General features: G+C 69.9%; 12 protein-coding genes. 5 read left to right on the forward strand and 7 right to left on the reverse strand.

Annotation, left to right across the window (positions count from 1 at the left end):
* Positions 1–24: 24 nt before the first annotated feature.
* Both ACX114_RS35505 and metK read right to left on the reverse strand, forming a co-directional pair.
* Entirely contained in the window at positions 25–942 is a 918-nt protein-coding gene (locus ACX114_RS35505; protein WP_459291770.1) for a methionyl-tRNA formyltransferase, read from the reverse strand.
* Positions 943–1070: 128 nt separating this feature from the next.
* Positions 1071–2261, reverse strand: a complete 1191-nt coding sequence (gene metK, locus ACX114_RS35510) for a methionine adenosyltransferase (protein ID WP_459291771.1) — start codon at positions 2259–2261, stop codon at positions 1071–1073.
* 234 nt (positions 2262–2495) lie between these two features.
* On the opposite strand from metK, the gene ACX114_RS35515 reads away from it, so the two are divergent.
* From ACX114_RS35515 to ACX114_RS35535, 5 genes are all read left to right on the forward strand, one after another.
* A complete protein-coding gene (locus tag ACX114_RS35515; RefSeq protein WP_459291772.1) occupies positions 2496–3092 on the forward strand; it encodes an ABC transporter substrate-binding protein in 597 nt (198 codons plus the stop codon).
* Between the two features lie 118 nt (positions 3093–3210).
* Positions 3211–5379, forward strand: a complete 2169-nt coding sequence (locus tag ACX114_RS35520) for a site-specific recombinase (RefSeq protein ID WP_459291774.1) — start codon at positions 3211–3213, stop codon at positions 5377–5379.
* Between the two features lie 116 nt (positions 5380–5495).
* Positions 5496–8147, forward strand: a complete 2652-nt coding sequence (locus ACX114_RS35525; protein WP_459291776.1) for an efflux RND transporter permease subunit — start codon at positions 5496–5498, stop codon at positions 8145–8147.
* A 99-nt stretch (positions 8148–8246) separates the two neighbouring features.
* Positions 8247–8852 (forward strand): MXAN_6521/LA_1396 family lipoprotein, encoded by a 606-nt coding sequence (locus ACX114_RS35530; RefSeq protein WP_459291778.1) that lies wholly within the window; start codon positions 8247–8249, stop codon positions 8850–8852.
* 13 nt (positions 8853–8865) lie between these two features.
* Entirely contained in the window at positions 8866–9387 is a 522-nt protein-coding gene (locus ACX114_RS35535) for an MgtC/SapB family protein (protein WP_459291780.1), read from the forward strand.
* Between the two features lie 44 nt (positions 9388–9431).
* Here the strand turns inward: ACX114_RS35535 and ACX114_RS35540 are convergent, their stop codons facing one another.
* The 5 genes from ACX114_RS35540 to ACX114_RS35560 all read right to left on the reverse strand — a co-directional run bounded on the left by ACX114_RS35540 (position 9432) and on the right by ACX114_RS35560 (position 13557).
* The gene (locus ACX114_RS35540) at positions 9432–9758 is read right to left on the reverse strand and encodes a hypothetical protein (protein ID WP_459291782.1); all 327 of its coding nucleotides are present in this window, start codon (positions 9756–9758) and stop codon (positions 9432–9434) included.
* A gap of 94 nt (positions 9759–9852) precedes the next feature.
* Positions 9853–11664, reverse strand: coding sequence for a phosphoenolpyruvate--protein phosphotransferase (ptsP, locus tag ACX114_RS35545; RefSeq protein ID WP_459291784.1), 1812 nt, complete (start codon positions 11662–11664; stop codon positions 9853–9855).
* Positions 11665–11707: 43 nt separating this feature from the next.
* The gene (locus ACX114_RS35550) at positions 11708–11986 is read right to left on the reverse strand and encodes an HPr family phosphocarrier protein (RefSeq protein ID WP_120561227.1); all 279 of its coding nucleotides are present in this window, start codon (positions 11984–11986) and stop codon (positions 11708–11710) included.
* Between the two features lie 33 nt (positions 11987–12019).
* Complete coding sequence (locus tag ACX114_RS35555; protein ID WP_459300361.1) at positions 12020–12766, reverse strand: PTS system mannose/fructose/sorbose family transporter subunit IID; 747 nt, start codon at positions 12764–12766, stop codon at positions 12020–12022.
* A gap of 71 nt (positions 12767–12837) precedes the next feature.
* Positions 12838–13557, reverse strand: a complete 720-nt coding sequence (locus ACX114_RS35560; protein ID WP_459291786.1) for a PTS sugar transporter subunit IIC — start codon at positions 13555–13557, stop codon at positions 12838–12840.
* Between the last annotated feature and the right edge of the window lie 3 nt (positions 13558–13560).

A 13560-nucleotide genomic window follows, 5' to 3' on the forward strand; every position in this document is an offset into this window, starting at 1 on the left:
CGGCTGCCTGTCGAAGCTCCCCGTTCAGGCCTCCTCCGGCGCGTGCGACATCACCCAGAGCGGCGTGTCCCCACACTGCACCAGCAGTTCGTCCCCCTGCCGGGCCAGCAGCGTGCCCGGCTCCGCGCCAGGGTCCTCGCCCCGCCACGCCCGCGTGCGCTGGACGCGAACCCAGCGGCCCTCGAGCCGGGCCCTCGCATCGCCCCTCCCCTCGCGCCACCCCGCGAAGCGGCACGCGCGCACCTTCAGGTGCACGGAGCGCGCGCTGTCGCGCCAGTCGATGTCCCGGTACGCCGGCTCGAAGAAGGGCGCGAAGGTCGCGTCCACCTCCGCCTGCCGCTCGCCCACGTCTCCTCGCGCCACCCGCTCCATCACTCCGGGCAGCAGCCGCCGCGACGAGAGCATCAGCTTCTCGAAGACCACCTCCTCCGCGTCCTCGTCCGTCACCGCGAACGTCCCCTGCGAGAGCACGGGCCCGGTGTCGAAGCTCGCGTCCATGCGGTGGAAGGTGAGCCCCAGTTCGTGGGCGTCCTCGCGCAGCGCCCAGCCCAACGGACAGGGCCCCCGATACCGGGGCAGCAGGGATGGGTGCACGTTCACCGCCCCCAGCCGGGGCAACGCCAGCGCCTCCGGCGGCAGCCTCCACGGGAAGAAGAAGCACAGGAGGAGGTCCGGCTTCAGGCCCGACAGGCGGGGCGTCAGGTGCGCCCGCTCGCTCACCAGCAGCACGTCCACGGAGGGAGGCGCGGCCTCGAAGAGCCGCCCCAGCTCCGCCCAGCCCTCCATGTCCAGCGGGCGCAGGCCCCGGATGCCCGACGGCACCACCAGCGCCACCACGTCATGCCCCAGCGCCCTCAACGCCAGCGTGAAGTCGTGCGCCACCGCGGGGGCCACGGTGAGCAGCACGATGCGCCAGCCAGACGCGGCACCCGAAGTCGGCATGGCCGTGTCCTAACAATTCACCCACCGTGTGCGCCCGGCCAACGCACGCGGCATGCCCGGAAATGAAAACGCGCTCGCCCCCGGGAAGGAGACGAGCGCGTGGACTCAACCGGAGTGCTTCCGGTGCGTCAGACCGCCTTCAGACGCGGCGTGCGCGTCTTGGGGGCGGGGGCGGCGACGGCCTCACGGAGCGCGTCCTTCTTGTCCGTGCGCTCCCAGGTGAACTCCTTCTCCGCGCGGCCGAAGTGACCGTACGCGGCGGTCTTCTGGTAGATGGGCCGCAGCAGGTCCAGGTGCTCCGTGATTTCGCGCGGGCGCAGGCCGAACACCTGGCGCACGGCGCGGGCGATCTGCTCTTCCGGCACGGTGGACGTGCCGAAGGTCTCCACCATCACGCTGACAGGCTCCGCCACGCCGATGGCGTAGGACACCTGCACCTCGCAACGGCTGGCCAGGCCCGCCGCCACGACGTTCTTCGCGATGTAGCGGCCCATGTACGCGGCCGAGCGGTCCACCTTGGACGGGTCCTTGCCGCTGAACGCGCCGCCACCGTGACGGCCCATGCCGCCGTAGGTGTCGACGATGATCTTGCGGCCCGTGAGGCCCGAGTCGCCCATGGGGCCGCCGATGACGAAGCGGCCCGTGGGGTTGATGAAGAACTTGGTCTTGTTGTCGATGAGCTTCTTCGGCAGGACCTTCAGGATGACGTCCTCGCGGATGGCCTCCTGGATCTTCTTGTTGGAGACGTCATCCGAGTGCTGCGTGGACAGCACCACCGCGTCGATGCGCAGCGGCTTGCCGTCCTTGTACTCCACCGTGACCTGGCTCTTGCCGTCCGGGCGGATCCACGGGTGGTTCTTGCGGCGCACCTCCGCCAGGCGGCGGGTGAGCTGGTGCGCGTAGTGGATGGGCGCGGGCATCAGCTCCGGCGTCTCGTCGCACGCGAAGCCGAACATCATGCCCTGGTCGCCGGCGCCCTGGTCCTTCTTGTTGTCCACGCCCCGGGCGATGTCCTGGCTCTGGCCTTCGATGGCCACCATGACGCCGCAGGTGTTGCCGTCATAGCCCATGGCGCTGTCGGTGTAGCCGATGCGCGTGATGGTGGAGCGGACGATCTTCGGGATGTCCACGTAGGTGTTCGTCGTCACCTCACCCGCGACGATGGCGAGGCCCGTCTTGACGAGCGTCTCCACGGCGACGCGCGCCTGCGGATCCTTGGCGATGATGGCATCGAGCACACCGTCGGAGATCTGGTCGGCGATCTTGTCCGGGTGGCCCTCGGTGACGGATTCAGACGTGAACAGGAAGTCGGTAGGCATGTCTTCTCGGGCTTCGCGCTTATTCGGTGACACAGCGCAGAGGGGCGGACACTAAACGTGCGGTCCCAGCAGAGTCAAACCTGTCGATACAAGGGTTTATTCGGCTCGAAGCGCCCCCCGGGCAGGCGGACCCGACGTCGCGGGTGTGCCCGCCTGCCGGATGAATTTCATGGTTCGCATGGCGTTCTCAGGGCTACAGGACCCGCGCCCTTCTTCTGGAGGTCACCGACCCATATGAACGCCATCGCCCGTCTTCGCACCCTTCCCTTCCTGGTTGCCCTCACCTTCGCCGTGCCCGCGCTCGCCGCGCCCAAGGCTTCCGAAGCCATCACCAAGCCGGTGAAGACCGTGGTGCAGTCCGTGCGCTACGAGAAGGACCTCAAGGCGCTGGAGAACCTGGGCAGCGACCAGCAGGGTCTCTTCCTGCTGGGTGAAGAGTGGACCAAGGCCACGGACGCCCAGCGCAAGGAGTTCACCCAGCTCTTCCAGAGCCTGTTCGCGAAGATCGCCTTCCCCAAGGTGCGCGAGAACTTCAAGAACCTGGACTCCATCACCTACGACGAGCCGCAGGTGACGGGCGACAAGGCGCTCGTGGGCTCCACCATCTTCATCAACCACCCGCTCAAGAAGCAGGAGATGAAGCTCAAGTACGCCGTGGAGAAGGTGGGCAGCAGCTGGAAGGTCGTGGACGTGTCCGTGCTGGGTGACTCCATGCTCACCGGCATCCGCGATGATCAGGTCCGCCCCCTCTTCAAGGAGGGCGGCTGGGACGCGCTGCTCGGCGCCATGCGTGCGAAGAACAACGAACTGGCTTCGGTGAAGCTGAAGTAATCCAGTCAGCTGCCGCCTGGGCAGCCAGGCAACCCGGCCCTCGCAGTCCCCCCGGGTTCCGGGGGAGGCGCGGGCCGGGTAGGCTGGGGCGATCCTCCTCCCCCGGAGCGCCTGGCGAATGAGTGTTTCGACCCCCGCCCCGCGGCTGCTGCTCCGGGGTGTGCCGTCCGACCGAGAGATGGACGCGTTCTGCGTCCAGTATGCCCCCCGGGCCCCCGGGCACCCCGCGGTCCGGGACCTGCTCCGGCTCCTGCTGGAGGTCCCCGGCGACGGCCTGGAGCCGCGCCTGGAGTGGGTGGAGCGGTGGATGCACTGGATGCGCGACCGCATCCCCGCCCACGGCCTCACGGACGCGGACGACCCCGCGCTGTCCCCCGCGAACTCCCGGCTGTCCCTGCTGGTGCGCGTGCTGGAGGGCGAGAGCGCCCTGCGCGTGTCCGTCACCCGGCTGGTGTCGGGAGTGTGCGCCGGCAGCCGGGGCCTGAAGCTCTTCGCCCAGGTGGGCCTGAGCGCGGGCAACGGCTTCTTCTCCGAACTGACGGACCGCTTCGTGCGCGGCGTGCTGCCCGCGCCGCCGGAGCCGGGCAAGCTGTCGGAATTGCTCCTGCGCCTGTTCCCGGTGCCGGACGACGCGGAGTGGCTGGGCGCGCTGTCCCCCATGCTGCTGGCGCGGCTGACGGCGCTGGTGGGCGAGCCGCCCCCACCCGAACCCACCCCGGCCTCGCGCGTGCGCGGGGACCTGATGGACGCGCTGCTGCTGTTGGGCGTGCAGGTTGCGGGGCTGGGGCTGGCGGAGGACGTGCGAGACCGCACGCCGGAGATGTCCTTCCGCGCGTCGCCCTTCCTGCGGCTGCGGCTGGTGTGCGACGCGGTGCTGGCGCGCGACGGGGCCCAGGAGGGGCTGGCGGACCTGGCCCGCGTGGTGGAGGACTGCCGCGGCGTGGTGCGCACCGTCACCCGGCACCTGGAGGACTCCGGCGTCAGCGTGGACCTGGTGTACCGGCTGGAGCGCATCCGGCGCGGCCTGGACCGGATGGAGGCCATCGCGCGGGTGCTGGGCGCGCCCCGCGGCGAGCCCCGCTGGCGCGAGGCGCTGGCGCTCCTGTCGGACCTGCTGGAGTTCGCGCACGCGGACCGCTCCGTGCGCGCGCTGGTGCGCCGCAACTCGCGGCTGATGGCGCGAAAAATCATCGAGCGCACCGGCAACACGGGCGAGCACTACATCACCTCCACGACGGCCGAGTTCCACCACATGGTGCACTCGGCGGCGGGCGGCGGGCTCGTGGCCGCGGTCGCCGTCGCGCTGAAGTTCCTCCTCACCGCCCTGCCGCTGGCCCCCTTCTTCGCGGGCCTCTTCGTCGCGCTCAACTACGCGGGCGGCTTCGTGGTGATGCAGTTGCTGGGCTTCACGCTGGCCACCAAGCAGCCCTCCATGACGGCCTCCACGCTGGCGGCCGAGGTGGGCGAGGACGCGGGCCCGGACGGAGGCACCCGGCGCATGGAGCGCCTGGCGGCGCTGGTGCCGCGCATCACCCGTTCGCAGCTCGCGGCCATCCTGGGCAACCTGGGCTGCGTCATGCCCGTCGCGGTGGCGCTGGCGCTGGGCTTCCAGTTCCTCACGGGCCACGCGTACCTGACCGAGCCGCAGGCGCGGCACGTGGTGGAGACGCTGCACCCCTGGAAGAGCGCGACGCTGTTCTACGCCACCCTGACCGGCGTGATGCTCTGGGCCTCCAGCGTGGCCGCTGGCTGGTTCGAGAACTTCATCGTCTACCGCCGCCTGCCGGAGGCGCTCGCCCACCACCGCGTGCTGCGCGCGGTCTTCGGGGTGAACGGCGCGCGCAAGGTGGCGGACGCGCTGATGCACCACGCGGCGGGCGTGGGCGGCGGCGTCACCCTGGGCCTGCTGCTGGCGGTGATGCCGGGCGTGGGCGGCTTCTTCGGCGTCCCGCTGGACGTGCGCCACGTCACCTTCTCCTTCGGCGCGCTGGCCTTCGCCGGGTGCACGCTGGGCCCCTCCGCAGTGCTGGAGCCGGGCTTCCTGGCGGCCGCGGTGGGGGTGCTCGCCGTGGGCGTCATCAACTTCGGCGCGTCCTTCGCGCTGGCCCTGGGCGTGGCCCTGCGTGCCCGCGACGTCCCGCTGCGCGAGGGGGCGCGCTTCCTGGGCGCCGTGTTCCTGCGCTTCCTGCGAAACCCGCTCCCCTTCCTCGTCCCGCCCCGCGAAGCGCCCGTCACGGGTGGGACCGAGGCGCAGGTCGTCCCCCTGGCCGGGCCTCCGGGGCACTGACCCAACGGGAGTTATTCCCAGGGAAAGGGAGGCCCTGTCTCGCGCGGAGGTAGGGCGGACAGGCATCCCGGGCTTTGCTTCCGGGCGGGAACGTTCAGCGATAGGGTCCCGCGCCCATGAGCGGCAATCCTTCCTCCCATCCCCCGCCCCGCCTCGCCCTGGCCTACGCAGAGATGCTGGTCCGGCGCCCCGGCACCGTGATGACCGTGCTGCTGCTGCTGCTCGGTCTGGCCGTGTGGGGCACGTCGAAGCTGACCATCAACTCCAACCAGCTGGACCTCATCTCCCAGGATCTGCAGGAGGTGAAGGACGTCAAGCGGGTCATCGACATGGTGGGCGGCAGCGGCTTCTTCATGCTCACCTTCCGCGGTGACGACGAGGCCACGCTCAAGAAGGTCGCGGACGACGTGGCCGCGATGGTGGGCAAGGACAAGCAGAACGCGCGCTCCGTCACCTACAAGATCCCCGTCGAGTTCGTGCAGAACAACATGGTGTTGTTCGTGAAGACGGAGGACCTGGCCGAGGGCAAGCGCCGCATCATGGCGTTCCTCAAGGATCAGATCCGCCGCGCGAACCCCTTCTACATCGAGATCAAGAAGACGGAGCCGGTGAAGCTGGACCTGCAGGACCTGGTCGACAAGTACTCCAGCGTTGGCAACAAGAGCATCGCGGACGACTACTACATCTCCCAGGACCGCAAGCTGCTGCTGCTCCTCATCAAGCCGATGTGGGACACCAATGAGATCGGCAAGACGAAGCAGTACGTGGACAAGCTGCGCGGGGACCTGGAGCAGTACTCCAAGGGCAACGCCGCGGGCGTGCAGCTGGTGGAGGACTACTACAAGATGGGCGACAAGAAGACGGTCGCCTACGGCTTCACGGGTTCCTACAAGACGGCGGTGGACGACTCGTACGCCATCGAGGACTCGCTCCAGCCGGTCACCATCATCGCGCTCGTCGCCATCTTCGCCATCACCATCGCGTTCTTCCGCAAGTGGGCGCCCACGCTCATCGTGGTGAGCGGCACGGTGGCGGGCACGCTGTACACGCTGGGCTTCACCTACGCGACGCTGGGTGAGCTCAACATGATCACCTCCATCCTGGGCGGCATCCTGATGGGGTTCGGCATCGACTACGGCATCCACTTCATCTTCCGCACGCGCCTGGAGCTGGGCGCGGGCAAGCGCTACGACGTGGCCATCCGTGACGCGGTCATCAACGCGGGCCGTCCGGCGCTGGTGTCCGCGGTGGTGGTGGCCGGTTCGTTCTACGTGCTGATGGTGAGCGAGTTCAAAGGCTTCTCCCAGTTCGGCTTCCTGGCCGGCACGGGCACGCTGATGCTGGGCTTCACGCTGTTCTCCTGGTGCCCGGCGATGCTGGCGCTGGCGGGCCGGAAGAACCCGGAGCTGCCGCAGAAGCTCATCGGCGTGATGAAGCCGCCGCCCGCCGTCAGCGCGACGGGCAAGGAGCTGCGCATCCCGCGCCCCGGCCTGGTGCTGGCGGTGGGCTGCGTGATTGTCGCGGTGGTGTGCGGCGCGGCCATCCCGTGGAAGAGCGGCGAGCCCCCGGCGGACGCGGGCTTCTTCGCGCGGCTGCCGTACGGCGTGCGCTTCAACTACAACACCCGCGCGCTGATGCCGGCGAACCAGCCGTCCGTGGTGCTGCAGGATGAAATCAACGCGCGCTTCAAGATCGCCAGCGACCCGCTCGCCGTCTACACCAAGGACCTGGCGGAGACGGAGGCCCTCTACAAGGAGCTGACGACCGACCCGAAGAAGCGCCCCGCCATCTCCCAGGTGATGAGCCTCTTCACCTTCGTGCCGCCGGAGGGCATCGCCCAGGCGAACACGAAGATCCTGGAGGAGTGGCAGGAGGAGCTGAAGGACATCGACGTGAAGGCGCTGCCGCCGGAGACGCAGGAGAAGGCGGCCCTGTTCTTCAAGATGCTGGAGGCGCGCCCCTTCGACGTGCACAACGTGCCGGAGATCTACGCCTCGCAGTTCCGCCACCTGCCCACCACGAGCCCGGAGAACCACGGCTACCTCACGTTCATCTACCCGAGCGTGGACCTGTGGGACGGCAAGCAGATGCTCCAGTTCGCGGACCAGACCAGCTCCATCAAGGGCATGGTGACGCCGGGCAAGTTCACGCCAGGCGGGCCCACGGGCGCGCCGGTGGAGAAGGAGTTCCGCGCCGCGGGCGCCACGCAGCTGTACGCGTCGCTGGCGCGCATGGTGCTCAAGGACGCGAAGCTCACGGTCATCCTCACCGCGCTGTGGATTCTGGTGATGCACTTCGCGGACTTCCGCAACGCGAAGCTGGCGCTGGCGTCCGTGATTCCGCTGACGGTGGGCCTGGCGATGATGATGGGCTTCATGGCGCTGTTCGACCTGCGCCTGAACTTCATGAACATCATCATCCTGCCCATCCTCCTGGGCTTCGGCGTGAGCCATGGTCTGTACCTGCTGCACCGCTTCCTGGAGGGCACGTCCCCGCTGGTGGCGCTGCGCAGCGTGGGCGCGGCGGTGGCGTCCTCCACGCTGACGGCGGTGGCGGGCTTCGCGGCGCTGCTGGTGGCCAGCCACAACGGCCTGCGCTCCATGGGCCTTGTCGCCTGCATCGGCCTCATCACCACGCTGCTGGTGTCCTTCACGGTGCTGGCGGCGGTGATGCAGCTCATGCACGACAAGCGGCAGAAGGACGCGGGACGTTCGCCAGAGGGCGGTTCCGCCTCCGGCGGTGACACGTCCTCCACACGCGCCGCCTGACAGCGCGGAGGAAGCGCTTAATATCCGCGCCGGACCTTTCGGCCCCGCCTTCCCCCAAGGGAAGCGCGGGGCCGTTCTTTTCTTCGGGAGCTTCGAGCCATGGGGACGTTCAAGCGGGTGGGCGCGGTGCTGGGCCTGATGGTGCTCACGGGTTGCGCGAGCACGGTGAAGAGCCAGCGGCTGCGTCCCGACTACGCCACGGTGGACCGGCTGCAGGTGAAGCGGCTGGCGGTGGTGACGCAGCCGTTCCCGCAGGGCCAGCAGTACATCGGTGACCTGTGGAGCCTCATCGCCCGGCAGTGGCTGAACCAGAACCGGGACTACATCGTGAAGGCCAACACGTCCCTCCCGGAGCGCCCCACGGACCCCACCTTCAAGGACCAGTGCGTGGAGGGCATCGAGGGCGTGCTCTGGCTGGACCCGGCGGTGAAGCGCGTGGGTGACGGCGCGGAGGTGGCGGTGCGCGCGCAGCTCATCCGCTGCCGCGACGGCGAGGAGGTGTGGGCCGCGGAGGCCGGCGGGAGCTGGGACTCCGAGGACAAGAAGTACGTGGAGCGCAAGCAGCAGTACGCGACGGAGCTGGGCCAGGAGGTGGAGCCCTACGTGGTGCCGTCCTACAAGCTGCTGGTGGCCACGCTGGACACGCTGCCCAGTCCCCAACTGAACGACGCGGACACGGACGAGAAGATCGAACTGGGCGAGTAGCGTCCAGGCCCGGGTGGAATCTCAAGTCCTCATCGGAAGGCTGCTGCTGGCCACGCTGCTGGGCGGGCTCCTCGGCGTGGAGCGCGAGGCGCGCAACCAGGCCGCGGGGCTGCGCACGCACACGTTGGTGGCGCTGGGGGCGTGCTGCTTCACGCTCTCCAGCGTGTACACGGAGGAGCTGCTCCGGATGGGGGCGAACCCCAGCGGCACGCAGACGGACATCAGCCGCATCGCCAGCCAGATTGTCGTGGGCATCGGCTTCCTGGGCGGGGGCGTCATCCTGCGCCACGGGGAGGCGGTGCGAGGGCTCACCACGGCGGCGAACCTCTGGCTGACGGCCTCCGTGGACCTGGCCTGCGGGCTGGGCCTCTACGTGGCGGCCGGTGCCACCGTGGCCCTGGCCCTGCTGTCGCTGGTGGTGCTGCGCCCCGTCTCCCGGCTGCTGTCCCCCGAGGCGGGACGGCACGGCGGCGGGCGGCACGACCAGCCGCCCGAGCGCAAAAACAGCGAGGACGGGTCCCCCTCGGATGAATGAGGGGTCCCGTCCCGGGTGACGCGGGGCGTCCGTGTGGACGCCCGCTACTCCATGGGCACCAGCGCTCCCGTCAGGTCGTGCGTGTAGGCCACCGGCCGGTGCGCCCTGTCAGGGTGGCAGTGGTCGTCCTCCAGCTCCAGCGCGCCCTCGGCCAGCGTGGCGCCCGGGAGGCTGGCCAGGTCCCGGCGCAGGTAGACGTCATCCCCGTCCAGGTCCGCGACGTCGGAGAAGCGCACCGGGTATTCCCGCTCGAAGATGCGCCCCTTGCCGATGGTGAAGCCGCGCGGGTCCACCGCGACGATGCCGCCGAGCGCTTCGCCGTCCCGGTCCCGCACCGTCATGCCCCGCTGAATGTCCGTTGGCTTGAACACGCTGCTGCCTCCTGCATTCGTGTCCGGCGAACGTGCGCACTCCGCCTGGAAACGGCGACCCCCTCCTCCGCGCATTCACGCGGGGGAGCAGGGCCTACACGGACTCAGGTTCAGGGTCCCGCACGGGCGACAGCAGCAAGCCTTCCTGGCCACCGCCGAAGCGCCGGTCCATCTCCGTGCGCACGAAGCGCTCAATCTCCTCGGCGGTCGTCAGCTCCATGGCGCCCTGGAGCATTTCAATCGCCTCGCTCCGGCTCACCCGGCGCATCAGCCGCTTCACCACCGGAATCTGCCCGGACGTCATGGACAGCTCGTCGAAGCCCAGCGCCAGGAGCACCAGGGTGAAGAGCGGGTCGCCCGCCATCTCGCCGCACATGGAGACGGGGATGTTGGCGGCCTTCGCCGCGTCCACGACGTTCTGGAGCATGCGCAGCACCGACAGGTGCAGCGGCCGGTAGAGGTACGCGACCTCGCGGTTCTGGCGGTCGATGGCCAGCGAGTACTGGATGAGGTCGTTGGTCCCGATGGAGAAGAAGTCCGCCTCCTGCGCGAGCCGGTCCGCGATGGTCGCCGCGCTGGGCGTCTCCACCATGATGCCCACCGGGAAGCGCTTGCCCACCGGCACTCCCGCGCGTCCCAGCGCCGTGCGGCATGCCTCCAGCTCGCTGCGCGCTTCGCGCAGTTCGCTGACGCCGCAGATGAGCGGGAACATCAGCCGCAGGTTGCCGTGCACGCTCGCGCGCAGGAGGGCCCTCAGCTGGACGCGGAAGAGCTCCCGGTTGGACAGGCAGTAGCGGATGGCCCTCAGGCCCATGGCCGGGTTGGGTTCCTTCTCGTGCTTCGTCTTGCCCGGCACCTTGTCGCCGCCCAGGTCCAGCGTGCGGATGGTGACGGGGCGCCCGCCCATGGCCTCCAGCACCTGCTTGTAGGCGCGGTAGTGCTCCTCTTCCGTGGGCGCCGTCTTGCGGTCCAGGAACATGAACTCCGTGCGGTACAGGCCAATGCCCTCCGCGCCGTGAGCCAGGAGCGAGGGGATCTCCTCCAGGAACTCCATGTTGCCGTTGAGCCGGATGCGGAAGCCGTCCGTGCTCACCGCGGGCTGGTCCTTGGTGGCCAGCGCCAGTTGCTCGCTCTCCAGGTAGCGGCGCTGCTCCTCGCGGAACAGCGCCAGCTGGTCCTCCGTGGGGTTCACCAGCACCACGCCGCGCGTGCCATCCATGGCGACCAGGTCGCCCGGGGAGATCTGCTCGCTCGCGCGCCCCGCGCCCACCACCGCGGGCGTCTCCCGCGCGCGGGCGACGATGGCGGTGTGGCTGGTCTGTCCGCCCAGGTCGGTGACGAAGCCCGCCACGCGTCCGCTGCGAGCCATCATCGCAGCGTCCGCGGGCGGCAGGTCATGCGCGACGACAATGGCCTCCGCGGGCACCTCCACGTCCTCGTCCACCACCTGGCCCATCAGGTTGCGGATGATGCGGTCGGCCACGTAGTCCACGTCCGAGCGGCGCTCGCGGAAGTACTCGTCCGGGATGTTGTCGAAGAGGTGCTTGATCTTCCGGGCCGTGCGCCGCACCGCCCACTCCGCGTTGATGCGGTCCTCGACGATGAGCCGGTTGACCTCGTCCACGAGCATGGGGTCGTGGAGCATCAGCCGGTGCGCTTCCAGGATGAGGGCGTGGTCGCTGCCCTCCGTGCGGGTGATCTGGTCCTTCAACTCCGCGAGCTGGCGGTCGGACAGGTCGATGGCGGTCTTCATCCGCATCCGCTCGGGTTCCACCTCCGCGTCCGCCAGGCGCAGCTTGGGCGTGCGGATGCGCTTCCTGTCCAGGATGAAGGCATGGCCCACCGCCACGCCCGGGGAGGCGCCGATGCCCGTCAACCTGAGTGTAGGGGTGGCCTGGCTGCTCACGGTTCTCCTGACCTCACGGGGAGTCTAACTCCCCTTTCGACGCTTACTGCGCTTCGCCAAACCGGTCCTCGATGAGCTTTTTCAATTCGGACAGGCAGGCCTCGGCGTCCTCGCCCTTGCAGGTGAGGGTCACCTGGGTGCCCTGGGCCGCCGCGAGCATCAGCACGCCCATGATGGACTTGGCGTTGGCGCGCTGCCCGGAGGCCTTGATGAAGACCTCGCTCTTGAAGCGGTTGGCGACCTTGACCATCTGCGCCGCGGCCCGGGCGTGCAGCCCCAGCGCGTTGATGATCTCGAAGGTTCCCTCGGCTTCACTGGCCATCGTGCGACTCCCGCTTCACTCGACTGTTCGTACTCACAGAAAGGCACCCGCCGCGCAGGCCAATCCCGCCGCGACGTAGAGGACCACGTAGGTGGGGACACGCCGGTTGACGAGCACGTACGCCAACACGCCCACCGCCAGGCACCCCACCGCCAGGAACGGCGCCCAGGTCCCGCCCGCCGTCGCCCCGAAGCTCACCGCCAGCCACGCGGCCAGGCCGCCGGCGCTCGCCGCCGCCACACCCCGAAGCCTCGCGCCCTTGGCGGGCAGGTTCACCCGCGCCACGGCCTCCACCAGACGGTCTCCCAGACTCAGGCCCAGCCAGTACAGCCGGATGCGCAAGAGCAGGTGCACCAGGTTGTACAGCACCAGGAAGAGCGCCACCGCCCAGACGCCCAGGAGCGGCACCATGGCCGCGCACAGCCCGCCCACCGCGGGCTTGAGCGACAGCCAGAAGAACCCGTCCCCCAGCGCCGCGAGCGGCCCCATCAGCGCCGCCTTGAAGCCCACCACGCGGTCCGGCGTCTCCTCCCCCCGGGCAATCTTCTGCTCGTGGTTCACCACGCCGCCCACGATGGCCGCCGCCACGTACGGGTGCGTGTTGAAGAAGACCAGGTGCCGGCGCACCGCCGCCTCGCGCAGCGGGCCCGGCGGGTAGAGCTTCGCCAGCGCCGGGTACACGGCATACGCGAGCCCCAGGTTCTGCATGCCCTTGGGGTTCCACGACGCCTGGAGGAAGAGCGAGCGCAGGAACACGCGCAGGAGCGTGGCCCGCGACAGCCGCGCGGGCGGCGTGAAGGCCGGCGCGGCGGCGGGCGCGGACGGCGCGGGCGTGGACGTGGGCGTGGTGCTCAAGGCCGCTGCTCCTGCAGTTGCACCAGCACCACCGCCGCGGTGACGGCCGCCGCGGCCAGGCCCGCGTACAGGGGGGCGCGCTTCGCGTGGCTGGACTGCGCGGCGATGGCCGCCGCCACGGACGCCATGGCCGGGTACGCCCACGCCAGCCCCCGCACCATCCCGTGCGGCAGCGCCACCATCAGCGGCTCCAGGAAGTAGCCGGCCATCGCGCACGCGCCGGTGATGGCGCCGTAGGACAGGAAGTGCGGCCACATGCCCCACAGGTTCTGCCGCATGGCGCGGTTGAGGTTGCCGGCTTCCGCGGACGCCAGCGCCACGCGCGCGAGCCGGGCGGAGTAGCCCTCCAGCAGCCGGTCCAGCCTCCGCCCCACCCGCCCCAGCCCGATGAAGAGCAGCACGGCCAGCGACCAGATGGCCGGCGTGGAGCCCGCGCCGGTGGCGGCGGTGAGGGTGGCCGCTGCGGCGGCGGTGCCGGTGGCCGCGAGCGTGTCGTTCTCAGGCAGGGAGGCGCCCAGGTTGGCGGTGCCCAGGTAGAACAGCTCCAGCAGCATGCCGACGGACAGGCCCCCGCCCACGTCGCCCAGGAGGGCGCCCATGAACGTGGCGGCCACCAGGGGCCGGGACAGCATGGCCTGGAGGAACGCCTTGCGCTCCACGGCCACCAGGCCCCCCCAGAGACACGCGAGCGCCACCTGGGTCCAGCCGACGTTCACCGG

The sequence above is a fragment of the Corallococcus sp. M7 genome, assembly GCF_054512695.1.